Annotated in this window: 18 protein-coding genes and 1 pseudogene; 4 read left to right on the forward strand and 15 right to left on the reverse strand. The window is 45.9% G+C overall.

What is annotated here, in order from left to right; all coding sequences use genetic code 11:
- Positions 1-11: 11 nt before the first annotated feature.
- The 4 genes from BUC01_RS11880 to BUC01_RS11895 form a co-directional block, all read right to left on the reverse strand.
- On the reverse strand, positions 12-1,508 hold the full coding sequence (locus tag BUC01_RS11880) for a SusE domain-containing protein (RefSeq protein WP_025832304.1): 1,497 nt from the start codon (positions 1,506-1,508) through the stop codon (positions 12-14).
- Positions 1,509-1,530: 22 nt separating this feature from the next.
- On the reverse strand, positions 1,531-3,021 hold the full coding sequence (locus BUC01_RS11885) for a RagB/SusD family nutrient uptake outer membrane protein (protein WP_025832303.1): 1,491 nt from the start codon (positions 3,019-3,021) through the stop codon (positions 1,531-1,533).
- A 12-nt stretch (positions 3,022-3,033) separates the two neighbouring features.
- Positions 3,034-6,033, reverse strand: a complete 3,000-nt coding sequence (locus tag BUC01_RS11890; protein ID WP_073313825.1) for a SusC/RagA family TonB-linked outer membrane protein — start codon at positions 6,031-6,033, stop codon at positions 3,034-3,036.
- A gap of 248 nt (positions 6,034-6,281) precedes the next feature.
- Positions 6,282-7,940, reverse strand: a complete 1,659-nt coding sequence (locus tag BUC01_RS11895; RefSeq protein ID WP_025832302.1) for a DUF6377 domain-containing protein — start codon at positions 7,938-7,940, stop codon at positions 6,282-6,284.
- 359 nt (positions 7,941-8,299) lie between these two features.
- Here BUC01_RS11895 and BUC01_RS11900 point away from each other — a divergent pair, with 359 nt between their 5' ends.
- Together BUC01_RS11900 and BUC01_RS11905 are read left to right on the forward strand one after the other, a co-directional pair.
- The gene (locus BUC01_RS11900; RefSeq protein ID WP_025832301.1) at positions 8,300-8,773 is read left to right on the forward strand and encodes an alanyl-tRNA editing protein; all 474 of its coding nucleotides are present in this window, start codon (positions 8,300-8,302) and stop codon (positions 8,771-8,773) included.
- 240 nt (positions 8,774-9,013) lie between these two features.
- Positions 9,014-9,442, forward strand: a complete 429-nt coding sequence (locus BUC01_RS11905; protein WP_175560878.1) for an Hsp20/alpha crystallin family protein — start codon at positions 9,014-9,016, stop codon at positions 9,440-9,442.
- 99 nt (positions 9,443-9,541) lie between these two features.
- Here BUC01_RS11905 and BUC01_RS11910 read toward each other — a convergent pair whose 3' ends face one another.
- Positions 9,542-10,684: an acyltransferase family protein gene (locus tag BUC01_RS11910; RefSeq protein ID WP_025832299.1), complete on the reverse strand. Its 1,143-nt coding sequence runs from the start codon at positions 10,682-10,684 to the stop codon at positions 9,542-9,544.
- 189 nt (positions 10,685-10,873) lie between these two features.
- On the opposite strand from BUC01_RS11910, the gene BUC01_RS11915 reads away from it, so the two are divergent.
- Entirely contained in the window at positions 10,874-12,319 is a 1,446-nt protein-coding gene (locus tag BUC01_RS11915) for a S41 family peptidase (RefSeq protein WP_025832298.1), read from the forward strand.
- 49 nt (positions 12,320-12,368) lie between these two features.
- Here the strand turns inward: BUC01_RS11915 and BUC01_RS11920 are convergent, their stop codons facing one another.
- The 5 genes from BUC01_RS11920 to BUC01_RS11940 form a co-directional block, all read right to left on the reverse strand.
- Complete coding sequence (locus BUC01_RS11920) at positions 12,369-13,487, reverse strand: ABC transporter permease (RefSeq protein ID WP_025832297.1); 1,119 nt, start codon at positions 13,485-13,487, stop codon at positions 12,369-12,371.
- 12 nt (positions 13,488-13,499) lie between these two features.
- Positions 13,500-14,603, reverse strand: coding sequence for an ABC transporter permease (locus BUC01_RS11925; RefSeq protein WP_025832295.1), 1,104 nt, complete (start codon positions 14,601-14,603; stop codon positions 13,500-13,502).
- Positions 14,604-14,616: 13 nt separating this feature from the next.
- The gene (locus tag BUC01_RS11930) at positions 14,617-16,077 is read right to left on the reverse strand and encodes an ATP-binding cassette domain-containing protein (RefSeq protein ID WP_073313789.1); all 1,461 of its coding nucleotides are present in this window, start codon (positions 16,075-16,077) and stop codon (positions 14,617-14,619) included.
- A 69-nt stretch (positions 16,078-16,146) separates the two neighbouring features.
- Positions 16,147-17,052: an HlyD family secretion protein gene (locus BUC01_RS11935; protein WP_025832292.1), complete on the reverse strand. Its 906-nt coding sequence runs from the start codon at positions 17,050-17,052 to the stop codon at positions 16,147-16,149.
- Positions 17,053-17,072: 20 nt separating this feature from the next.
- On the reverse strand, positions 17,073-18,335 hold the full coding sequence (locus BUC01_RS11940) for a TolC family protein (protein WP_025832290.1): 1,263 nt from the start codon (positions 18,333-18,335) through the stop codon (positions 17,073-17,075).
- 180 nt (positions 18,336-18,515) lie between these two features.
- On the opposite strand from BUC01_RS11940, the gene BUC01_RS11945 reads away from it, so the two are divergent.
- A complete protein-coding gene (locus tag BUC01_RS11945; protein WP_025832288.1) occupies positions 18,516-19,409 on the forward strand; it encodes a helix-turn-helix domain-containing protein in 894 nt (297 codons plus the stop codon).
- A 21-nt stretch (positions 19,410-19,430) separates the two neighbouring features.
- Here the strand turns inward: BUC01_RS11945 and BUC01_RS11950 are convergent.
- The 5 genes and pseudogenes from BUC01_RS11950 to BUC01_RS11970 form a co-directional block, all read right to left on the reverse strand.
- Positions 19,431-22,547, reverse strand: a pseudogene (locus BUC01_RS11950) (ATP-binding protein).
- A gap of 267 nt (positions 22,548-22,814) precedes the next feature.
- Positions 22,815-24,137, reverse strand: a complete 1,323-nt coding sequence (fucP, locus tag BUC01_RS11955) for an L-fucose:H+ symporter permease (RefSeq protein ID WP_073313791.1) — start codon at positions 24,135-24,137, stop codon at positions 22,815-22,817.
- A 21-nt stretch (positions 24,138-24,158) separates the two neighbouring features.
- Entirely contained in the window at positions 24,159-24,548 is a 390-nt protein-coding gene (locus tag BUC01_RS11960; RefSeq protein WP_025832287.1) for an L-rhamnose mutarotase, read from the reverse strand.
- A gap of 151 nt (positions 24,549-24,699) precedes the next feature.
- Positions 24,700-26,148, reverse strand: a complete 1,449-nt coding sequence (locus BUC01_RS11965) for a rhamnulokinase (RefSeq protein ID WP_025832285.1) — start codon at positions 26,146-26,148, stop codon at positions 24,700-24,702.
- Complete coding sequence (locus tag BUC01_RS11970) at positions 26,148-26,786, reverse strand: class II aldolase/adducin family protein (protein ID WP_025832283.1); 639 nt, start codon at positions 26,784-26,786, stop codon at positions 26,148-26,150. Before BUC01_RS11970 ends, BUC01_RS11965 begins: the two co-directional genes overlap by 1 nt.
- Positions 26,787-26,804: the final 18 nt, after the last annotated feature.

Raw genomic sequence — 26,804 nt, forward strand, 5'->3', positions numbered from 1 at the left:
TTTAAGAACTATCATTGCTTCACTATCGAAATAGTCTCTTCCAATTGGTTTAGCGTTATCTTATAAGAACCTGCTGTCGTAATCTTCCATTTCTGATCGATACCGCCAACCATTACATCCGGATACTGGGCTTTAAACGCATCGCTGGACTTATCCAAGAATAACATTGACTCTGTTTCCCCCGTAGGCTGCTTGTCGGTCACGGTCGGCATAAACCAGGCACCGTTCCAATCTTCTTTCTTGTCGCAAGTCAATTTCAACTCGCCCGCATTCAGCACACCTTGCCAGGTGAATACATACGGATTATCCGTAGCCTGCATCGGAGTAGCATCACCGATAGTCCATCCCGCAGGTGCAGCATCGCCTACCATATAAATCATCTCGTATGGCACAAACTCACTCATCATCATGCGTTCCTTACCTGCCCGGATGTCCACGCAAATCTTATACGCCTTGCCACATTCGGCATCTTTCAACACCCACTTGTTATCGGGGTCGAAGCCTTTCACAAACACCATCTCTGTATCGGTATAAGCCGCATCGGCATTCTTTGCCTTATACATATTCTCCCAACTTCCTTCCGAAGTGCCGAACTTGAACTCTCCGCCTTTACCCGCTTCAAAGAACCTGGCATAGCGGAATAGGTATGCATCCAGCACATCCCGCTTCATCGGTACAAAATTCCAGTCGGTGGCATTACCTATGAAATAAAGCTGGTCATAAGCCGGTTTCAAATTCTCCGTCCGGGTCAGGCTGACAACGCCGGTAAACAGATTCGCTTCGACTATGTAGTTGAAATCTTCTTCTATTGTGAAGGTTTCATCCGGCTGGTCGTCACTGCTGCGAAGCACCAACTTCCCGTCTGTTCCTTTATTATAAGACGGCAGGAACGCCCCCAGCGTAGTGATGAACTTGAATGAACCGGGCGTCATCTTTCCCGTCCATGTAAACAGGCCGTTATCTTTCCGTGTCATCTCCGTTGCATCATCCGCACTCCAACCGCCGGGCGTGGCGTCGCCTATCAAATAAAGCGTGGAAGTCAGCGGTTCATAAGCGGTGACACTGAATGAGGTGGTCGCCACCTGTACTTCTTCCCTGTCCATAACTTTAGCCGTCAGACGTGCTTCCAGTGAGATGTTTCCGGCAGTTTCCATCCCGAAGTGCCCGCGAAGAATATTATTCAACTCCTCTACACTTTTCTTCCAGGTATATTCCTGCACGGCATTCTCCAGGGCAACGTAAGGAGTAGCGAAATTGCTTCCCGCACGGGCAAGCTCCAGCGTATAGGAGATTTTATTCCCTGTCCCATAATTCGTTCCCGTTGTCCAGGAAAGCTCCAAAGCATCGTCGGCATGGGCCTGTTCGTTCAAAACGACTTCGGTGTTGCTGGTGAAGAGCGCCAACTCGTTGTGTCCCTTGTCCAGTTCCATATAGTCATTATCCACACATGCAGACAATGCCATGCAACCCAGCAACGCAAATACTAAATGTGAAATATATCTTTTCATATTCTTCTTCTGATTTAAGTGATTAATAGCCTGTATTCTGTGTCATCAACACGTTTGCGTCCATTTCCGTCTGCGGAATGGGGAATAGCAAACGGTTCTTATTCACACTGCTCTTACCGATGGATTGCAGGAACCGGATGGCATACTCGCCATTATTGACGCGGATCATATCGAACCAGCGATGCCCTTCGAAAGCAAGCTCCATGCGGCGTTCGTGAATAATCTTCTCACGCATCGCCTCCTGCGACAGGCCCGAAACTTCAGGCAACCCGGCACGCTTACGAACGATATTCAAGGGTGCGACGGCCTGATCCGGTTGTCCCATCTCGTTCAAAGCTTCCGCCTTTTTCAGAAGAACATCTGCGTAGCGATACACGACGAAGTTATTCGGATTCGTGTTATATTCCGGAGAGATGGTTTTAGAAACCAGGAACTTGCGGACATTATATCCGGTGTTGGAATAAGAACTCTTATAAGTCTTTCCATCGAAGTCCGGACAACCGTCGTAAAGCACCGTCAGGTCTTTCCGCTTATCACCTTCTTCATATTGCCCCACAAACTCCTCCGTAGGCTGGTTCCAACCGTAACTGCCTGCTACAAAATCCGAGTTGCGCGGCCCCATAAAAGTGGAAAGCCAGGAAGACTGACCGTCCGTTCCCCAGAAATCATATTCCGTGCTGCCGGAATACTGCACTTCGAACAAAGACTCAGGACCATTATTGATGGTAGCGTCGAAGTTGTCTTCATACTTGCAAGTGGAGAGGTCGTAGCCCAGATTCGTGATTTCGTTGCACAAATCCACCACCTCTTCATAATAGCTTGTGTGATTGGGTGCCAAGGTCAGATAAATATCCGCCAGCATGGCCAGGGCGGCATCCTTGCAGGCACGTCCTTTCTGTTCTTCGCTATATTCAGCTTTTGCAGGAAGCAAATCGACGGCATTCCTGCAATCGGAAATAATCTGTTCGTAAGTCTGGTCCAGAGTCGTGCGGGCTATTGCCGTAGACGCCCCCGGAGTATAAGGCTCCAGACGCAAAGGTACACCACCGTACAAACGCGCCAAAATATAATAGTAGTGAGCGCGGAGGAAATAAGCCTCGCCCATGCAACGGTTCTTGATGCTCTCCGACACGGCTTCCGCCTGCGGAAGACTGGTCAGCACAATGTTACACTGCCCGATGCCTACCCACGGGGAACGCCACATATACAATGCCATGCCATTATCGCTCTGCGTGATAAAATTGGATGCCTGTATGGTTTCCAGACCGTCCGTACCACCGCCTGCACCTACCAGACTGTTACCCGCAACGATATCCAGCGACCACATACGCTGGTTATACAGATTGGAGGATTGAAGCGCCTTGTAGCAAGCATTCGTCAGTGCTACAGCCACGTCGTCGGTCACCGTCGTTTCGGGGTCAACCGCATATTTGGGAGACTTATCAAGGAAGTCATTACATGAAACCAGCATCAACACAGCCAGCGCATATACTAAGTTTGTTATCTTTTTCATATCCGAATCAATTTAAAAGTTAAAGTTTAAACCTACACTGAATGTACGTGAGATGGGATAGCGGGACAAATCAATTCCGTTGATGTCCACCTCCGGGTCGAAACCGGAATATCCGGTGATGGTAGCCACATTCTCGCAAGAGATGGAAAGGCGCGCATTCTCTATCTGTATCTTCTGCAACCACTGCTTGGGGAAGGTATAGGAAAGCGTGATATTCTTCAGACGAAGATAAGAACCGTCCTCCACAAAGCGGTCAGATACACGGCAGTTCTGATTCGGGTCGCCGAAGACGGCACGCGGCATGGAATAGCTTGTTCCCTCTCCTCTCCAACGTTTCAGTACATCGGTGGACTGATTGTATGCGGCAGCCATACCGACGTTATCGATATTGTTGGCATTATAAATCTTGTTGCCGGCCACTCCCTGGAGGAAGACGGACAACTCAAAACCTTTATAGGACAAACTGTTGTTCATTGAGTAGAACCAACTCGGATTAGGATTGCCTATCACCGTGCGGTCACTGTCATTGATGACACCGTCGTTATTCAAGTCCCTGAAACGAATGTCGCCCGGCTCCGCTCCCGGCTGCACGGCATGCGCATCCACTTCCGCCTGATTCTGAAACAGCCCGTCCGTCACGTAACCGTAGAATACGTTAATCGGATAATCCTTTGCCAGCATCGTCACGTAAGAGTTGTTAATCTGGTTGATATAGTAAGGAACCGCACTGTTCAGGTCTTTAATCTTATTCTTATTGTAAGTGGCGGTCAGGTTTGTCTCCCAGCCCAGTTCACCCGTCAGGTTGATGGTGTGTAGGCTCATTTCCAAACCCTGGTTGCGGACTTTACCGGCATTGGTGTAAGTAGTGGTAGTGTCCTCAAAACCCGACGTGATAGGGATAGACGCTTTCACCAACATATCCCTGGTCTCTTTCAGATAAGCATCCAGCGAGAAGGTGATGCGCGAATTGAACAGGGAGGCATCAAAACCGATATTCGTCTGCGCCACCTCTTCCCAATGGATATAAGGATTGGCAAGCGTGGAAGAAACCAGCGCCGTCTGATTGCCGCTTGTGGTGCCGAACGGGTACACACTGGTATTATAAGATGCCAGATAACTGTAATTGCCCACACTTGCCTGGCTACCCGTCACACCATATCCGACGCGCAACTTCAAGTCGTTTACAAACTTATTCTGCGGGAACCACTTTTCCTGCGAAACACGCCATGCCGCAGAGACTGACGGGAAAGTACCCCAACGATTTTTCTTACCGAAACGGCTGGAACCGTCACGGCGAACCGTCGCCGTCAACAGATAACGGTCTTCGTAAGAGTAATTGACGCGTGCCATGTACGAAAGCAATGCCCATTCGTTGGAACTGCCGCCAATGGCGTACATCTCCTGACCGTTATCCATTTCATGCACATTGTCGAACATGAAGACATTCTTTTGGGCGTTCAAGTAATCGTTCTCATTCCACTGTGCGGAAGAACCTGCCATCAAGCCTATACGATGCTTTTCGGCAAACGTATAGTCAAACAGGAAATAGTTATCCCACAGATAGGTGAATGATTTATTATCACTCTTATAGCGTGAGGTTTCTTCCGTCGGAATAGGCTTCCAGTTATACTTCGGAGTGAAATTGTCGATGAACCAGAACTTGGCGTCATAGCCGAATGTACTCTTGAATTTCAGCCATTTGGTAAAGGTCAGTTCCGCTGTCAGGTTGGCAAGGAAATTATAACCTTTCGTCTGGCTCTTGTTAAGTTGCGTAGGCCCTATCGGGTTACGGATGCTGCCGTACCATTCCGAATTACCTTCCGGTCCGCTCCAGGAACCGTCTTCATTCTTCACCGGAAGGACGGGAAGAGCTTTCAGCGCATCACCTATATTATAACTGCCCGAGTCTTTCGTATCGGTACTGAAAGTAATGTTATTAGAGAATTTCAACCACTTCAACACCTGCGCGTCGCTGTTGGACTGGAACGTGAAACGACGGTAATTCACACTGCTTACGATACCCGACTGGTCGAGGAAACCACCGGACACATAATAATGGGATTTCTCATTACCTCCGGAATAACTTACCGTGTAGTTCTGCATCACGCCCGTGCGAAGCAATTCATCCATCCAGTCGGTACCTGCACCCAGTTCGGAAGGGTTCGCCCAATTCGGATTGGGGTTGCGTCCGCTATTCGTCATCATGTCGTTGCTCAACTCCGCATACTGGGCGGCATTCAGCAAAGAAGGTACATTCGTGGCATTCTGGAAAGCACAATTGGCGGAAACTGACAGCTTGCCTTTTCCTTCCGTTCCGCGCTTGGTAGTAATCATCACCACTCCATTGGCTCCCCGCGAACCGTAAATAGCTGTAGCTGATGCGTCTTTCAGTACGTCCAGACGTTCCACATCCGCCATGTTCAGCGAAGATAATCCCAGGTCGGTAGGCACTCCGTCTATCACCACCAGCGGATCGCAGTTATTGATTGAACCCAAACCACGAATCTTGATAGAGACATTGTCGCCCGGCTTTCCGGCATCCACTACCTGTACGCCGGAGATGCGACCCTGAATGGCCTGTCCTAAATTGGACACAGGAGCATCTTTAATATCTTTACTGCCCAAAGAAGATACGGCGCCTGTCAAATCGCTTTTCTTCATGGTTCCATAGCCTATCACCACCACTTCATCCAGCATCTCACTGTCCTCGGACAGCATTACCTGAATTTGTTTCTGTCCTTTGACGGAGATTTCCGCAGTCTTGTAACCCACAAACGAGACTACCAGAACGGCATCCGAAGGCACATTCAACAGGAAATCGCCATCGATACCTGTTATCGTTCCGTTCGTCGTGCCCTTCTGCACCACACTGGCCCCGATAACGGTTTCACCCGTCTGGTCCTTCACTACACCTTGTACTGTGATTTGCTGTGCGAACATGCACATCGGAAGTAACATTCCTATCAGACAAACCATGATTCGAAGCCTGATTGGCATTTTGTACTTTTGCATAATATAAGAATTTAAAGTTAATAATAAAACATAAGTCACATGCTGTTGCCCCTCCGTAAGAGGAACAATGCAAATGTATCGGATAAGAAGAACCGATGAAGGAGGAAAGAGTGAAAAAGTAGTGGCATCAGCCGTTTTACAAATCGCAAACAACTAATATCCAACAAAATACGATAGTAGTATTATCTCAAAAAAGTAGTAAGAATATAAGCGTAAAAAGGACACTAATAGGACCTGAAAGCGGCATTTCAGTCTTTAGATTTACCTATCTTCATCACTTCCTGTTCCAATAAGTCACGGTCGCCGGCAGCTTTGTTGCGAACCTTGGTACGGTAATTATATATGGTAGTCACAGAATAGCGCAGGAACTGGGCTATCTTCACACTATCGGTAATGCCCAAACGAATCAGGGCGAAAATGCGTAACTCCGTACTCATCCGTTCGTTAGCTTTCGGATAAATCTGTTCGCCATCGGCAAGCAAGGCATTGAAGTCTTCTACAAAGGTGGGGAACAGTTGCAGGAAGGTATTGTCGAAGTTCGCATAGAAGTCTTTCAGCTCTTCGTCTATGAATTTGGAAGATTTGATGTGTTTATACAGTTCGTCCACCTTACCACTTGCCGCTATCTTGCCCAACGAACGGCGGTAGTTATCCATCTTTTCCAGATATACGGAACACTGGTCCATGTATCGTCCGATGTATTCCTCTTTCAAATAGGAATTTTCGGCAATGATGTGGTTGGCCTCTTTCAGTTGCAGGTTGTAGCGGTGGAGTTCTTCATTCAATTCTTTCAGTCGCTTATTGGCATCCACCACTTCATGGCGTGCGGCGGCCACACGTTTCATCTGCTTATATACATAGAAGATGGCTATCAGAAGGAAGATGGACAACAGGCTGATAGAGACTAACGCCCACTCCATTTGTTCCTGTTGTTTCTCGGTCTTTTGTTGGTAAGCGTCGTTGATAAGGGGGAAGATTTGCAGGATTTCCAGAATACGCAACCGGGCATTGCAGAACACGGCATCGTCCATACAGAGCTTCAGATAAGAATAGGCACGGTCTATATCTCCTTCCTGATAGAGCAACACAGCCAGCTTTCGCAGAGAAATATATTCGCGCACCGCAGACTTCATATCTGCGATGGAGGAAAGAATCAGATATTCTTTCTCTTTTTCGGTGTCTTCTTTCAAGCGGTATGATTCCGATAATGTGTAGGCACAGATGGCTACATCGTGTACATTATCTATCTGTCCTGCCAGATAGTCCGTCAATAACTGAATGGCATTCTCAAACTCACCCCGCACATTGTACTGGTCGGACTGAATCAGCGTGTACACCAGAAGGTTGTCTTTGTTGACCAATAGCAAGGAATCGCGATATTTGTCCGTTATTTCGGCATAGAGTTTTTTCTCCTGCTCCGTAACGGCATAATCAGCCATCAGGCCGTAGACTGTACGGTAGATATGATAATAGTATGGGTGAAGCTCATCAGGTAATTGATTGATATGTACGTTTTGCATCAGGTCAATGGCTTCTTTGTACATGCCTGCCGTACCCATAATCTCGGCGGTATTCATAAGGGCGTTGTCCTGATGTTCTTTGTTCTTCATCCGCAGTGCCACCTGGTATCTCTCGCGGGAGATGTAAAGGGAAGAGTCTGTGTTATAGGAACGGTATTCATCCAGGTACTCTCCTAACAGGGTAAAGCGGTTCTCGTCGGAAATACGTTGTCTGAGGGCTTTTCGCAAGTCATTCAGTTTCTTTTCTTTTTGTTCTATGTATACGGGACGGTTTTGGATTACTTGGTCCAGTTGTGATAAAAGGGAGTCTACAACATTATTGGTAGCAGCATGAAGCTGGCACATACATACACCACATATATATAGGAATATGATTATTTTCTTCATCCGATTCTCGATTAGTTAAAGGTTACTTCTATAGGAAGTTCTATGCAAAAATAAGTAAATTCTGATAGATTCCTATTTATAGTAGCATTTAAATCACAATATCTTTAAAGGTAAAGCGACGTTTCTTTAAAGAATAGTGTTACCGACATGGGGGTGTAAGCACTACCAACACCCCCATGTTGGTATGACTGACATCCCCATGTTAGTAGTACCAACACCCGGGTGTTGGTAAGATGATTGTTTAAAGATAAAGAGAAGAAGGTTAGTAGATTCCATTGCTAATACTTACCTTTGTAGGCATCACAAAAAGATAGGAACAACAAATGCTATTAGCATTATATTAACTATTGAAATAATTTATGGAACAACAAATTCAACTCAACGACCACAACAAGCAGGAATACCCGCCGATGCACACCTGCGAGCATATTATCAACCGAACCATGATGAACCTCTTTGGTTGCGGACGATCAGTATCGGCACATATAGAAAGAAAGAAAAGCAAATTGGATTATGCATTGGAGTCCGCTCCTACCGAAGACGATGTGAGGCGACTGGAAGAAGCAGTAAATATAGTGATAGCACAAGGATTGGATGTTACCACAGAATTCATCACCCAAGAAGAAGCCCAGGGACGTTTCGACCTGAAACGGTTGCCGGATGACGCTTCGGAAACGGTACGCGTAGTGAAAGTAGGCAATTATGATGAATGCCTTTGCTTGGGAACACACGTAAAGAATACCTCCGAGATAGGGACCTTCAAAGTCATCAGTCACGACTGGAATGAAGAAGCCAAGCGATGGAGAATGCGTTTCAAATTAGTAGCCCCATAAAGCAATTTTATATAAAAAACGTACAAAACGGCATAAACCAAGTAATTTTGTCAGAAATTTAGTGACATTTTGTTAATCAGCGAAACCAAAAGCAATTGGCACGCGTTTTGCGATAACGTTTATGAACAACGGTTCAGAAACCGCACGAAAGCAGTTGAAAAACAGCAACCGAAAGGTAAATACGGACCGGAAGTTCAAAACTAACTGAATGTTTAACTTAAAGGATAGGAGACTAAAATTATGATGCCTGTTAGAAGAACTCAAAGTTGGTTACCAAGTATCTTTAATGATTTCTTTGATAACGAATGGATGGAAAAAGCCAATGCAACCGCTCCGGCTATCAACGTGATGGAAACGGAAAAGGAATACAAAGTAGAGTTGGCTGCTCCGGGAATGACCAAAGATGATTTCAACGTTCATATCGACGAAGACAACAATTTGGTTATCAGCATGGAAAAGAAGACTGAAAACAAGGAGGAAAAGAAAGACGGTCGCTATCTGCGCCGCGAATTCTCATACTCTAAGTTCCAACAGACCATGATATTACCGGACAATGTGGACAAGGAAAAGATTGCAGCACAAGTAGAAAACGGTGTGCTGAACATCAACCTGCCGAAGTTCTCAGCCGAAGAAAAACAAAAGAACAAGAAATCCATTGAAGTGAAATAAATTTTTCCACTGAAACCAACAGATGAATTATTAAAAATGAGAACGGGCAACTTCCACAAAAAGAAGTTGCCCGTTTCCTTATATCATCAGGAGAATAATTCATTTCACCTTGCGACTACCTTTCAGAAAACGATTCGTCAGCCATTTGCGTACAGGCTCATCGTAGAGTTTCAGACAGGCGTAAGCAAGAACAAAGGCACCAACAAAGGTCAGTATCATATAAGGAAGACCTTCGGCTATCGTAGCATTGTTGTTGCACGCCCATGCCGTGTAAGTATATATCAGTGGATAGTGAGTGATATATACAGGATATGAAATATCACCCAGAAACTTACAAATTCCTACGGAACGTTTGCCAGTCACCTTTCCGCCCGCTCCCATAGATACAATAACCGGGAAGATGAAAATGATGCAGAGAGCTTCATAGAGTCCGTTCATCCAGAAATGGTCTTCACCACCGATGCGGGGAACAGAAAGAATCACCACAATCATCAGGCTGCACCACCAGAATGCACGCTTCTTCACTCGTATCAGCCAACCCAGACGAGACAACAGCAACCCGGCAAAGAATGGATAGAGCAAGCGGACAAAGCCCACATACTGTTGTTCCCAATTCAATGCCCAACCGCCAACAATGTCACCCTTCGGAGCCGTGAGACAAAGATGCAACGTAGCGCAAGCCGCCAGGAAAACAAGTACAGACAGTGCAACCTTATTGAACTTACGTACAAACAAAGCATACAGTATGTTACCGATATATTCATAATAAAGTGACCACGCCGGACCATTCAACGGATGCATTTCCGTCCATCCACGAATGTCCCACTTCAAAGGAAGCGGAAGCAACGTACAACCATAAAGCATAATTATCAGCACGGTTCCCACTGAAACATTATCCATCCCTGGGAAACAAGGGGACTTCTGAAAGAAAAAGAAAGCAGCACCGATAATGCTACCCATAATCACCATAGGATGCAGACGGATGACACGGCGTTTAAAGAAAGTACCGATGCTCATCCGGCTCCAGCGATCATCATAGGCATAGCCGATTACGAAGCCCGAAAGCATAAAGAAAAAGTCTACGGCAAGATAACCGTGATTGATAATTTGCGTGAGATGGCTGCCACCCGAATGTGCTTCGAAAAGGTGGAAAGCTACGACCATAACAGCGGCTACACCACGTAATCCGTCAAGAATTTCATAATGTGGCTTAGAGGCAAGATAAGTTGTCTGCGTGTTCATTGAGGTATCAGATATTTTAAATTTGATTGCAAAAGTAGGATAAAAAACAATAAAACGAAATTACTCACTATATATATTGCCGTAAATAAGAATAAATCACTCTATTATCCTATTAAATTAATCTTTTTACTTGTTTATATGGCTAATTTTACGTTCGTTTGTAGTTGCTTAATTATAAAAACATTACATATGAAAAAAATATCTTTATATGCAATCATCGCTTGGTTAGGCTTGCTATGCGGCCCAGCCCTGTTTATTTCATGTTCCGATGATGATTCCGGGAAAACACCTGATACTCCCAACGAAGGTTTGGAAGTAAATCACTGGATAGAAGAGACTATGCGGGAAAACTATTTGTGGTATAATGAAATCCCACAAGAAAGCAAACTGAACTTCGATGCCGAACCGGAAACATTCTTTCGTTCTCTGCTTAGTCTGAAAGATGGAAAAGCTCGCAATGGAACACATCACTACTATTCATATATTGAGAAAAACAAAGACTATGTGTCCGGTACACGTACCAGTATTGATTCGGATGATACATACGGGATGGAGTTTGTGACTTTCAATATGGTGGATCAGAATGGTAAACCTTTGGGGTATTACCGTTCATGGGTGCTATACGTCCTCCCCGACAGTCCGGCAGAAGAAGCCGGAATTAAACGGGGAGACTGGTTGACCTACATAAATGGTGTCAAATTGAATCAGAACAATTTTACGCAATTGCTCAAAGGTCCGGCAATTGAGTTAACAATCATGTTAGATCCATCGGATGAGAATAAAACAAAAAATGTGGCATTATCCGCCTCTCGAAAGGTAGAAGATAATCCGCTATACTGTCACACAACGCTTGACGCAGGTGGCAAAAAGGTTGGATATTTACTTTATAACCATTTTACAACAGGACCAGATGGCTTTAACGACAAAGCTTATGATAATGAAATGAAAGAGATTCTCGGTGAGTTTGCTTCACAAAATGTAGATGAATTCATACTTGATTTGCGCTATAATGGGGGTGGATACCTAAGTTCGGCAACCATACTTGCCAGTTTATTAGTGGATGAAAGCCATAAGAATGATATATTCGGGATAGAGACAGACAATAAAGGTAAATCTTTTAACATCAGGTTCAATGCTGAGGGAGAAACTACACATTTAAAGTTGAATCGACTGTTCATTCTGACAAGTTCATCAACTGCTTCCGCATCTGAAGCTGTAATAAACGGATTGATACCTTATTATGGAAAAGATAATATCATTCTTATCGGTGAAACTACGGAAGGTAAAAACGTAGGTTCCCTTCATTATTCTGATAAGAAATACGAATGGGCTATTCAGCCGATTGTGATGCGTATCACGAATAAAGAAGGAGCAAGTAACGATTATAGCGCAGGACTCGATCCGAATTATCCGCTTGACGAATTTGAGAGCAAGCAGTTACTTCCCTTAGGTGATCCTAACGAATATATGCTGAATTATGCATTAAAAGTGATTAATGGTACAGTGCCCTCCTCGCGTGCTGTTGATTCTCCCAAAGAAGGAATGCGCATACCTGTTTACCAGTCTATTGAAAGACACAGTACAAACGGGGTATTACTGCCTCCGGATTATCTGAAAAGCAGAGTTACTGAATAATACTAAAGAGGTCGGAAAATTAAGTTTTCCGACCTCTTTGTTACTTACCCTAACTACTTTTCCGATAACTCTTCACAGCCCACAGGTTAAAGAAAACCGCAAAGACAAGCAAGGTTCCCAACTGCGGTAAGAGATCCGCAAAACCACCTCCACGCAGATATATAGTACGCATTACTTCTACAAAATATTTCAGCGGATTGAGGGCGGCTATAAATTGTGCCCATTGCGGCATGCTATGTATAGGCGTAAACAAACCGCTCATCAGAATAAGAATCAGCATAAAGAACCACATGACAAACATCGCCTGTTGTAAAGTGCCCGAATGATTGGAAATTACCAGCCCAAAGCCCGAAACCACCAGCAAAAAAACCATCGAGAAAAGATAAATAGTCAGGAAGTGCCCGGCGGGCAAAATGCCATAAAGCAACCAAGCCAAGAAAAAGCAGATAGTAAGTACTATATACCCAATCAGCCAGTAAGGGATCAGCTTTGCGAGAATAAAGGTGAATTTCCCGACAGGAGTCACATTGATTTGCTCAATAGTCCCCGCCTCTTTCTCGCCAACCACATTGAGAGCCGGAAGAAAACCGCAAATCATTGTCAGCAACATAACCATCAATGCCGGTACCATGAATAGTTTATAGTTCAGGTTAGGATTGAACAAATTCTGAGTCGTTATACTCACTTTCGGGAGTGCCCTGCCGGAATGCATTCCATGTGAAGAAGATTCCGCCTGCAACTCGCGTGTATAATCACTGATAATGGAGGAAAGATAAGAACTTCCCAAACCACCCTTAGTCCCATTCACCGCATTGGCAGCAATCAGCAGACGGGGACTTTTGCCATGCACCCAATCCTTTTCAAAGTCACGGGGAATCTCCAAAATGATGTCAGCAGTGCCAATCTCCACGCTTTCCAAGCCCTCGTCATATGTCTTGGGAAGGGCCGTCGTGCGGAAATAGGTGGATGCACCTATCTTGTCTACAAGGCGGCGGGAAAGGGTACTATGGTCATTATCCACAATATTCAGGTTGATGTTCTTTATTTCCAGATTCGCGGCCCACGGCATCAGTATCATAATCATACACGGGAAAATGAAAATCATCTTCGGCAGGAATGAGTTGCGCAGTAATTGCTTGAATTCTTTTTCTATCAGAAATTTTATCATAACAGCTCCCTCCTATTCTAATCGGTTCTTAAACTTCTTGAAACTGATAGTTATCAGTATCGTTGCCATTGTAGCAAGAATGCCGACTTCCATCAGAACAAGCGAAATATCCACTCCCTCAATCATCAGTTTACGTACAGCCTGAATGTACCAACGGGCAGGCAGCACGGCTGAAATGCCTTGCAGTATCACCGGCATACTCTCTATCGGAAATATCATGCCGGAGAGCAACATGGTAGGCATCATCAATATCAATCCGGACGCAAGCATGGCGGCAACCTGTGTCCGCGTCACCGAAGAAATAAGCAATCCTAGAGCCAGCGAAACAAAGATAAAGAGCAATGACACCGTTATGAGCCAGAACAGACTACCTGCTACGGGTACATCGAGCACATAGACTGAAAGCAACAGGATAGTCGTAAGATTGACAAACGACAATACAAAATAAGGCACCGCTTTTGCAAGAATGATGAACAAGGGTTTCACGGGAGATACCAACAGAATTTCCATCGTACCCGTTTCTTTCTCACGGACAATGGAGATGGAAGTCATCATTGCACAAATCAGCATCAGGATAAGCCCCATCACACCCGGCACAAAGTTGTACGCACTCTTCATCTGCGGATTATAAAGCAGCTTGACTTCGGGAATAATGGAAGCAACCCGCACACCCGGAGGAAGCATTTCCCGTCCGGCAGCGGTTATGATATTGGCAGCATATCCCTCCTGCGTAGTTGCCGTATTAGGGTCGGTAGCATCGGAAATCAACTGCACGCGGGCCTCACCTGTATAAACACGGTTGGCAAACTGCTCGTTAAAGATGAGCGCCAAGTCTATGTCTCCCCGCTTGAAAGTAGCTTCCACCTCTCCGGGAGAATGCAGGTAAGTAGTTACGGAAAAGTATTCGCTGGCATCCAGACGGTCGATGATACGGCGGGTAACCATATCGTTGGACGGGTCTAGAACCGCTACACGTACGTTCTTCACTTCCGTTGTGATGGCAAAGCCGAAAAGGATAATCTGTACAACAGGCATACCCAGCAATATGAGCATCGTACGCCTGTCGCGGAAGATATGGAAGAATTCCTTTCGGACAAAAGCTATGAATTGTTTCATTGTCTATTCTTTATTAATCCGCCGTCCGCACTGCCTCCCGTGCAAGTTTCTGGAACACATCATCCATAGTGACGGCATTGAATTGTCGTTTTAGTTCATCAGGCGTATCAAGGGCGCGAATCACACCGTCCACCATAATGGAGATACGGTCGCAATATTCAGCCTCATCCATAAAATGGGTGGTGACGAAGACAGTGATGCCACGGTCGGCTGCTTGGTAAATAAGCTCCCAGAACTGGCGTCGGGTGGCAGGGTCCACACCGCCGGTAGGTTCATCCAGAAAGACGATTTTCGGCTCATGGAAGATGGAAACGGAGAAAGCAAGTTTCTGCTTCCAACCTAAAGGAAGGCTTTTCACTAGCGTATCACGTTCCGCACCCAAGCCGATACGCGTAAGGAGTTCATCGGTCTTCCGTGCTATTTCATCTTCCGCTATGCCGTAAATTCCGGCAAAGAGGCGGATATTCTCCCATACTTTGAGATCCTCGTAAAGAGAAAACTTCTGGCTCATATAGCCGATGTTTTTCTTCACTTCTTCCGTTTGGGTAGCTACGTCGAAACCTGCTACATGTGCCATGCCTTCCGTCGGGTGACTCAGTCCGGTGAGCATACGCATGGCAGTGGTCTTTCCGGCGCCGTTGGCACCCAGGAAACCAAAGATTTCTCCTTTATGAACGCGGAAAGAGATATGATCGACGGCGGTGAAATTTCCGAAACGCTTGGTAAGTCCGTCCACTTCAATGACGTATTCCTCTTTCTGTTCTGCCTTGCCATGCTGCAAGCCTGCCGGACAAAGTATATCTGAGAATTGTTCCAAAATACGCTTCGGAGTATCTATTCCATGTATCTGCCCTTCATTGATGAAGGCGATGCGGTCGCACTGGCGCGCTTCGTCAATGATGGGTGTAGAGGCAATGATGGTGATACCCTGCTCTTTCAGACGACGAAGCATTTCCCAGAATTCCTTACGGGAGACAGGGTCGACACCCGTAGTAGGCTCATCGAGAAAGAGAACGTCCGGCTTGTGGATAAGCGCACAACTAAGGGCGAGTTTCTGCTTCATGCCTCCGGACAATGCTCCGGCACGGCGTTTCTTGAAAGGTTCTATTTGCTGGTAGATATCTTTCACCAGGCCGTAGTTTTCTTCAATGGTGGTGTGAAAAACGGTGGCAAAGAAGTTCAGGTTTTCCTCCACCGTCAGGTCTTGATAGAGGGAGAAACGTCCGGGCATATAGCCCACACGGCGACGGATTTCCTTATAATCCCGCACCACATCCAGGCCGCAGACGGAGGCAGTCCCGCTATCGGAAAGCAGCAAGGTGGTGAGGATGCGGAAAAGAGAAGTCTTCCCCGCCCCGTCGGGCCCGATGATTCCGAACAACTCCCCGGAAGGAACCGTCAGGGAAACACCCTTCAACGCCTCCACCGCCCCATATTTCTTGGTAACGTTATCTACAACAACCGCATGTTCCATAAACTTATCACTTTATCACTCATCACTTTATCACCTATCACTTTATCACTCTATCACTCTATCACTCTATCACTTATCACTAAACTCCACTCCTCCATACATACCTATCTTCAGATAGCCTTCATTCTTCACGGCTATCTTGACGGCATACACCAGATTGGCACGTTCATTCTTAGTCAGAATGGTCTTCGGAGTAAACTCGGAAGTGTCCGAAATCCAGGTGACAACGCCCGGATATTGCTTATGCTCATCGGTGCCATAATCAGAGAAAACGGTAACCTTCTGCCCCAGCTTCACTTGTGACAATTGTTCGGAAGTGATGTATGCGCGAAGATACATCTGCTGCGTATCGGCAATCTTGAAAAGTGGCGTACCCACAGCGGTCAGCTCTCCTGCTTCGGCATATTTAGCCAGCACGGTTCCGGTTATCGGAGAAGTGATATAACACTTCTTCAATTGGTCTTCCACCTGAGCCACCTGGATGCCGACAGAAGAACTCTGCCATGTCAGGCTCTGGTGACTATTGGATAATGTGGAGTTCTGTGCCACGAGTTGTTTCCGGAGCACTTCAAGCTGGTCGTCCGCATCATCCAGTTGTTTCTGGTTGGCGGCACCCACTTTTAGTAAGTTTGCCACACGGTTACGTTCCCGTTCAGCAGCCGTTATCTGCTCTTTGGTGGCAGCCACTTGCTTCAAGATATCGGGACGCTGTTCTTCAACGGATTTGATGTTGGCTTCCAGTTGCAGCTTTTTCAGATAGAGTTGCACAGTGTCCACCACACCAACTTCCTGACCTGCTTTCAGCACAGTGCCCTCTTCTATATTGAAGTAAAGCAACTTGCCCGATGCTTCGGCGGACACCAGTACTTCGGTGGTTTCGAATGTTCCGGTAGCATCATATTTCGGAGTACCATTTCCACAAGCGGAGAAAAGGGCCAATAGGGAACAAAGTCTCAGTAAATTCTTTGATTTCATAATGATGTATATTTTTGCCTTTAATTATTCAATGTATATTTCAAATTCCAAAGATTCATCAGCAATTGCACTTCATGTGCAGCTTTAGTCTGGCGTGCCAGATTCTCTGATGTAATTTCACGTAACATATCGGTAACGGTGAGTGTTCCGTTCGCAACTTTTGCCTCGGCAGCCTTTCTGATGTTGACACGCAAACGGATAATCTCGTCATCATCCGCCATCTGTTTGCGCATGGAAAGTATGGCGGAATTCTGTTGGGTGGATTGCAGATGGGTATTGAACAGAAAAACATCGCGGTTTGTCTCCAACAGCCTACGATTATTGTCAATCAGCTTGCGGTCGTTGCGCAAAGTATACAGACTGCCAAAGTTCCATGACATACGGACTCCCGCCACATAATATGCAGAGAAATCATCCTTCAGCATATTCAGCCCCGGATTGCCGTAAGCTCCCTGCACAAACAGCCCGAAGCGAGGACGCAAACGAGTTTTCAAGGCAGACTCCTGCACATTCAGTTGGCTCCCCTGTGCATCGAACCAGCGAAGTTCGGGACGGTTGTTCACAAGTGAAGCTGATTCAAGAATATCCGCAGGTTTCTGCAAGGTAGTTCCGGCAGCGATTTCCTTTCCTATAAATATGGAAAGCATACTCAAATATGCTTGTCGTGAAGACTCCAATTCTATGCGCTTCTGGCGGGTATTCAGTATCTCCACGCTCACGGCATCCAGGTCGCTCTGATTGGCAATGCCATTCGCCATATAGTCAGAAACCTGTTTATGGGTACGCTCCAGGTCTTCTTGCAGAAGCTGGTTTTGTCGCAACTGTTCGTCCAGTAATAAAATACCGAAGTAAACCTGATTCACACGGTCGTTCAATGCATACATATCCACATCCTGTTTCTCACGATCTACGTCCGAAGTAGCCCGCATCAGTTGCTTTTTTGAGTGTATGTCGCCACCATCCCAAATGTTCTGCGATACTTCAAGCATCACCTGATACTGGTCTTTAGGCATACTTTTTATATCAACGCCCGGTATCTCCACCGGAAGTTTCGTGACATCGCTCTGATACGTCGCTTTTCCCGAAATAGAAAACTGCGGCAAATATCCCTTTCCGGCATTGGCAAGATTATATTCACGTGCCTTCTCTATCAGCCCGTACTGGCGTACCAGCGGATAGTTGACCTGTGCTTGATGATGACATTCTTCCAGTGTCAACTGGGCGTGCATCAGCGCAGCCGTGAACAGAAAAGCAAAAGAAAAAATCGTTCGTTTCATGTCTATATCTATTTCTTGTTAATTAGCTACGAATTACAGTGCAAAGATAGACCATAAAGCTACACAAATACTTTCCATTAATCGAATGATATGTTCCATTTGTTCGATATATGATCGAATAGAGCATTAAATAACACTATTTTCTTACCTTTGCCACAGATACACATCCTTAACAGAAACCAAACAATGAAGAAAAATAAACCTCTGAATCTCGATTTTCAGGAAATAAAAGATAATGCAAACCTCATCACCCGTGCTGAATTCCGTTCTATCCACCGGGGCATCGGAATGGTTATCAGCTTTGCCCAGATGCAAAGTTCACTGTTCCGCGTCGGACAACCCTACCGCGCAAAAGAGAGCCGCATCATTCGCGTCACCCAAGGCGTAGGGAGAATCTCCATCAACTTGGTAGAGCATGATGTGAAAAAGCAGACAATAATCGTCATTCCCCCGAACTCACTTATAGAAGTAATAGATATAAGTCCGGATTATGATTTTCAAGTCATTGTCCCTGAGAATGATTTCCTGCCGGCTGTGCAGAGCAATAGTATAACAGACTTATACGGCAGACAGGAAATTGTACTCTCCCTAAGTGCGGAAGAATGGGAACATACCGGCGAGTTTTTCTCTCTGCTTTGGGAAAGCATGCACCGTTCACCCTTCCGCACCGAAGTGGTACAGCATCTGGTGACTGCCGTGCTATATGATATACGATATATGCTCGACCAGAAACAGACAGCCTCCCGCACACACTTTTCCCGTCAGGAAGAGACGTTCAACCGTTTTATAACTTTAGTAAACGAGCATGGCAAACATGAACGTAACATAAGCTTTTACGCCGACAAACTATGCCTGACACCCCATTACCTGAGTACGGTGATTCGTGAAACCAGCGGACAAACGGTCATGCAATGGATTAACCAGGCAGTAGTGCTCGAAGCGAAAGTGCTACTTAAACATAGTGATATGCTGGTATTCCAGATTTCGGATGAACTGAATTTTCCCAATCCATCGTTCTTCTCAAAGTTCTTTAAGCGAATGACCGGAATGACTCCGGCAGAGTATCAGAAGAATACGTAAAAAGACAAAATAAAAAGTGTCTTACAACAGGATAATGCGTTTCTGCATGATATCTATCAACTGCGCTTTCAATTGTTTGGCATTAATAGGTTTGGGCATATATCCATCGAAACCGCTTTCCATAACCTTTTGTTCGTCCGAAGCATAGGCAAAGGCCGTGACGGCAATAATGGGAGTCTTTGCCGAGTACTTGCGAATTTCCTGGGTAGCTTCGTAACCATCCATCACAGGCATATTGATATCCATCAACACAATCTGCGGATTATGTTCCCTGAACATCTCTACCGCTTCCCTGCCATCCCAGGCATGAATCAACTGATAGTCGAATTTCAGGATAGACTCAAACAGTTTGTAATTACTTGCATTGTCTTCGGCAACCAGGATGGTTAACTTGCCCTTTTCCACTACGATGGGTTGGGCGTCCTCCTGTTTCCTCGTTTTATCTACATCCACAGCCGATGAATAAGGCAATGTGAACCAGAAAGTCGAACCTTGTCCTTCTTCCGACTCCACACCGATCTTTCCACCCATGTGCTCCAGCAGCGTCTTGCAGATGGAAAGCCCCAATCCGGTCCCCTGTGCAAAAGAATTCAGTTTGACGAAGCGTCCGAAGATGTTCTGCTGCTTATCTTTAGGAATACCGCATCCGGTATCCGCTACATAAAAATACAATTCCTTTTCCCGCAATTCATAGCCGAAACGGATACTCCCCTTTTGGGTGAATTTAATGGCATTAGTCACAAGATTTATCATCAACTGGGATAACCGGTTTTTCTCCGTATGGGCTATGCAAGGTTTTGCCGGTTCCACAAATTCCAGTTTCACCGCATTTGATTTCACTCTCAGCAACAAGCCACATTCCAATTCTTTCATCAATGCATTCAGATTGACATTGGAATATTTTAAATCCAGCGTGCCGGCTTCTATCTTCGATAGGTCGAGAATATCACTTATCAGTTGCAACAACAACGTGTTATTATTCTCGATGATGCTGACGTATTCCTGTTTCTCCTGCTCCTCTTCAGTAGATGCCAATATCCCTGAAAAGCCGACAATCGCATTCAGCGGAGTACGTATCTCATGGCTCATATTGGCAAGGAAAGCCGATTTCAGACGATTGGATTCTTCGGCACGGTCTTTCGCCGTGGTGAGTTCCTGCTCCATCTTCTTGCGATTGGTAATGACGAGGGAAGACCCAACCAACGTAAGCGGCTTCCCATTCTCGTCGCGTGTTTCGACGGCAGCCTGGGCTTCTACCCAATCTATCTTGCGCAAATTGTTTTTCTGTACGTTGACTATCCGGTATTCCTCTTTTACTTTCTCCGAACGTCCCTCAATCAAGTCCTGATATGCCTTTTCCACCCGTTGGCGGTCTTCCTTGAATATCTTGGCAAAATATTGCGAATCGGGCACAGCCAGTTGCTCTTCTTCCACTTCTTTCCCGGTGATACTCAACTCTATCGGTTTATTGATGTCGCATAAAATGGTTTTGCTCAATAAATCCTACTTCCAAGGAACAATGTTGGCTACATCAAGAGCCATGGCAAGCTTGTTGTTCGTAGCACTCAGTTTCTGCTGTGCTTTATGTAGTTCCGTACTGTTCAGGCAGAACACATCAATCATATTGCCTTGATTCGTACCTTTCAATATCACATCATAGAAAGTATTAATGGCCTTAAAGTAATAAGGGAATGTAATTGCCCTGTTCTCCGCCAATGCAATCTTGGTGAAGTGCAGGAACTCAGCCATAGATTCAGGAAATATTTCACTGGCTTTTTTGCCGACAACCTCTTCTTTGCGATAGAAGTGTTTCTCAAATTCTGAATTTACATTCCTGTAAATCAGTTCGACAGGCGTACCATTTTCATCGGTAACCAGTTCCTCCCGCATATAAAGCAGAGGCATATTATTCACCAGATTCTTATAGGTAGCCATCATGTCTATCTCTTTCTGTTGTGCCTTCTTTAGCTCATTCAGGTTGCGAATGCGATAGAGGAAAAGCAGTGTCAGTAACAAGATACTGAAAAGCATTCCCAAAATGAAATATCGGTAGTGCTCCCAGAATGTAAGAGGCTTATTCAGGAAACGAGTATTTGCAGGACACCGTGAAGGAGAAAGCCCCTTGCGCAGCAACACTTCGTAATTAATGACAGGTGCTCCATCAACCGGAATATAAAACGGTATGTCACGCGCTTGTTTTCCTCCCAGTATTTCCGCCATTACCTGGGTCAACCTTCGATTATAATACTCCTGATCATTGGTATATCCGCCTACCATACCATCTTTTCCGCTCGCAATATCTATAAAATTCAAAGAAAACAGAGGAGCGTTAGCCGTAGCTATGAGTTTATGAGAATTAGTAGCCAGCGAAGTATTGCCTGCAAACGTGGATTTATAGTACCATGAAGCGAACAATACTCCTGTCGTCTTTGAGTCTACATAATATAAGGAGTCCAGCAACTGATTCGTGGTCATCTTTTCAGAAGACAGAAACTGGAACTTGATGTGCGGATAGTTCGCTCTCAACTCTTCTTCTATAATTGCCGCATTGTTCTGATTGATTTGCCGTCCATCACCGATATATACCAGTTTCTTCATATCGGGGACGATCTGTTTCATCAATTGAATATTTTCGGGAAGATAGAGGTCGGCATACAAGAAAGTCAGGTTATAAGGGTCAGCCAATTCGGAGACAGGAACCCTGTCGAACTTCCTGATAGGCTGTTTCCGAAGATATACTTCCTTGGGGCCTACGTAATCTTCCTGTGCACAAAGGATGATAGGAATATCTCCCCACATCTTTCTCAATTCATCCCGCAACATCAATGCCGGATTTCCCAGTAGAACTAACATACGGGGGCGCTTCTGATATTTACTTAAAACATCATGCTTAAATTCTTCCAGAATGGTATCCTTATCAATCAGCAGCACATTCATATGCTCTGCATAAAGAGTGAGGTTAGGGTCTTTCTGCACAAATTCCGTCATACATGAAATTACCCGGCTGCTCCAGGGGGAAGCATCTGTATATGAGTTGATACATAAGATGTAACATTTCGCATCTATTTCATCTCCCTGTGCACAAACTGTATTTATAGTCAAAAGGCACAGAAGAAAAAAAGAATATAGTACTTTCATCCGTGTTAGGGGGCTTTTATGTTCCGCAAATATTTGCTCGTTTTACCTTGCGCTGCAAAAGTAGTGAAAAAGAAGAAATAAGAAACAGTCTTTGTTTATTTATTCCATAATGCCACACTTTAATGCCCGAAATGCCACACTTCAACAACTGGAATGCCACACTTAAAGACCATAAATGCCACACTTCGGCTCTCTCCGAGTGTGGCATTCCAGTTGTTGAAGTGTGGCATTTATCTGCATTATCCAACAGCAGATAAAAGATGTGATTTACAATTTTCTTTTCTCCCTGCAATACGACCGGTGTCCATAAACAACAATCACCACGAAACAGATGAACGGAAGGATAAATGAAAGGTTGACGGCAGGCATACCCAGCAATGTATGGCAATCGATGATACTTGCCTGAACCGGAGGCAATACCGAACCTCCCAGAATAGCCATAATCAATCCCGCAGCACCAAATTTGGCATCATCACCCAATCCCTGCAAAGCGATACCATAAATTGTGGGGAACATCAGAGACATACAGGCAGATACGCCCACCAGACAATACATTCCCCAGATATTCTGGAAACCGATTACTCCGGCAGTAAAGAAACAAGCTACAATAGCCAACACCTTCAATAACAGCCCCGAACTGAGGTATCGCAGAATAAATGTACAGATGAAGCGGCTGGCACAGAAAATAATCATAGCTATGATATTATACTGTTGCGAAAGGACTTCCGCCGCTTTCTCTTCCATGCCTTGCGACATGAACAAGCGTGTACCGTACTGGATGACAAATGTCCAGCACATGATTTGCGCTCCCACATAGAAAAATTGGGCAACCACTCCTTCACGGTAATGGTGTATCGTGAATATCCGCTTCAACGTAGGCAGAAAATTAATGCCATGAGACTGGTCGCCATTCTTCGGCATCTTCACCATTCGGATTACGAGCAACATGGCCAGAATAACAAGCCCGATGATGAGATAAGGGGCGATCAATACCATCAGATCAGAATCGCGCACAGCGGCAAATTCCGTATCCGAAAGCTGACTGCGTTCCACCGTATCCATCGGATTGAGGCGGTTCTGGATGAAATTCATAGCCACATACATGCCCAGCAACGAGCCCATCGGGTTGAAAGACTGCGCCAGGTTCAGGCGGCGAGTAGAGGTAGCCTCATCACCCATAGAGAGGATGTAAGGATTACAACTCGTCTCCAGGAATGACAAACCGCACGTCAAAATAAAATAAGCAATGAGAAAAGGATAATAATTTCCCGTCAGCATGGCGGGATAGAACAGGAATGCCCCTATGGCATACAGTCCCAATCCCAGCAGCACACCCGCCTTATAGGAATACCTGCGGATGAAAATAGCCGCCGGAAATGCCATAGCGAAATAGCCGCCATAGAAAGCCACCTGCACCAATGCCCCGTCAGTGACGCTCATACGGAAGATTTTGGAGAAGGCTTTCACCATCGGATTAGTGATGTCGTTGGCAAAGCCCCACAAGGCGAAGCAACTGGTGATAAGTATGAACGGAATGAGATAACTTACTCCGTCTTTGCTGATAATACTGGTTTTCTTGGTGTTGTTCATGGTATTTCTGTCTTTTGTCAGTTAGTCATATAAGTGGAAAATTCGTTCCATCGGCTGCCATTTCTCTGCGGCAGTGGAACCGGGTTTCACAAGCTGGAAGATAGCCATATAGTCTTCCCATTCCTGTTGCCGGGGCAGGGAGGCAAGGCGTTCCATAGCCATATCCCAGTCGAAGCCCACAGGTACTTCGACAATCATGAACAGGCGGGTGCCTAACAGATAGATTTCCATTTCCAGGATGCCGACTTCACGAATGCCGGCGGGTATTTCGGGCCAGATGGCTGCCTGGCTGTGACGGCGACGGTATTCGGCTATCAGTTCCGGGTCGTCACGAAGTTCCAGTGTCCGGCAAATGCGTTCCACAGGTTGGTGGTGCTCTTTGGCAGGATAACGTTTGATTGGTGTGTCCATAGTTATTTTATTAAAATGCAAATAAAAGCAGATTTTTACAGAATAAAAAGCTGCGGGATAATTCTTTTTTGAGGAAAAATGTTTTTTTCCAATAGGAGAAAAATATTTCTCTTATTGGGAGATAAATTATCATTTATGTACCCAGTCGTTTTTAAGTGTTACTATACTCTTTTATCTCCTCCCGACTAGCAATTTCTCCTTTTGCTATAGCTTGCACCAGAATATTCCCGATAGCAGTTGCCTCCACAGGTCCCGCTATGATAGGAATGCCCAATGCATCGGCAGTCAGGCGATTCAGCAATGCATTGCGGCAACCACCGCCGATGATGTTCAGTTGCTCTATCGGAGACGGAAGTAGGCGGTTCAGTTGCTCAATAGCCCGTTTATAACGTTGAGCAAGTGATTGAAGTACGCAACGCACATACTCGCCCGGAGTGGCAGGAATGGGTAACTGATGTTCACGGCAATACCCGGCTATGGCAGCTTGCATATCTGCCGGATTCTGGAATACTTTATCGTCCACATCAATGACGGAAGAAATATCTGCACTTCCGGCAGCAGAAAGCAGTACATCATAGCCACACTCCTCACCCCGCTCCTTCCATTGCGCCATGAGGCGTTGAAGTATCCACAGCCCGGTGATATTCTGGAGAAAACGAATCTTTCCGCCTACTCCACCCTCGTTGGTGAAACCGCATATCCGGGCTTCTTCCGTGAGGATGGGTTCGTCCAACTCCACGCCCAGCAAAGACCAGGTTCCCGAACTGAGAAACGCACAACGCGACTTATCCACATGAGTTTCAGGAATGGCAAAAACGGCGCTTGCCGTATCGTGAGAGCCGACGGCAATCACATCCACTTCTTCCGTGAGGCCTATTTCTTCGGCAATCTCCGGTTTCAGTCTGCCGCGCACGGTGCCCGGCATCACAATATCACCAAAGAGATGTTCAGATACTCCCAAACGACGGATTAACGCTCGGTTCCAGCTACGGCTACGGGCATCAAGCAATTCGGAGGTAGAGGCAATGCAATACTCATTGTTCGCCACCCCGGTCAGGAAGAAACTGAAAAGATCGGGCATGAACAAAAGGCGGTCTGCCACTTCCAACTGCATATCATCACTCTTCTTCATACTGTAGAGTTGAAAAAGCGTATTGATAGACATCACCTGTATCCCCGCTTCGGAATAATGACGGGAAAGGCTTCCACCGGGATGGTTATTGGAAACCTTAGCATCCATGCACGAGGCATTCATCTCCAAAGTATCAAAGAATTCTTCCGGCAAACCATCCGTCCGCAAATCGCGGTAGCAAACAGGATTTCCCAGCAGATTTCCCTTCCTGTCTATCAAAGCAAAATCCACGCCCCAGGTGTCGATACCGATACCTCTGATATGATACCCTTTGCGCACAGCCTGCCGAAGCCCGTTCTTCATTTCATCGAACAAGGCAAGGAAGTCCCAATACACATGATTTCCCATCCGCACCTGACGGTTCGGAAAACGGTACACCTCCTCCAGTTTCAGCGTACCCTGGCAGATGGAACCGGCCATCACGCGACCGCTTCCACCTCCAAAATCTACTGCCAGATAGGTATTCATCATTTGGTTTTCTTCCCTAAGATGTACGTTTCAAGGTCATCTATCTCTTCGGGAGTAAGCACCGTATAGTCGCCTCCGGACTGGATGATGATGCGACACGCCATCTCAAAGAACATGGCACGTTCAAAAGCCTGGTCAAAGTCTTTTCCGCACACCACTTGCCCGTGTTTCAGCAACAAGACGGAATTATGGTCTTTCAAGGCATCAATCACCCCTTGCGCCAGTTCCTTCGAACCGGGACGGAAATAAGGTACTACCGGAATCTCACTCCCTACGTGACAAGGCACCTCTGCCGTCACATTGAAGTTCGTAGGACGATTCTTCATACAAGCTACAGCCGTAGCATAGTGGGACTGGAAGTGCAGGACTACATTCACATCGGGACGTTCCCGCAATACACCGAGGTGGAAACCGCTCTCCATCGAAGGTTTCACCCCATTCAGCACTTCTCCGGTGGAAAGGCGGCAAACGGCCACCTTCTCTTTCGTAAGAGAAGGTACCCATGAGCCTGTACCCGAAAGCAAAACCTCGTCGCCAATGCGCCAGGAAATATTGCCGCTACTGCAAATTGTCAATCCGGCATCTCCTACCCGATGCGCCTGGGCAATGAATTGTTCTATCTGTTCGTTAGTTATCATGTTTCTATTACTTTAGTG

It is taken from the genome of Bacteroides stercorirosoris (assembly GCF_900142015.1).
Lineage (GTDB): Bacteria > Bacteroidota > Bacteroidia > Bacteroidales > Bacteroidaceae > Bacteroides > Bacteroides stercorirosoris.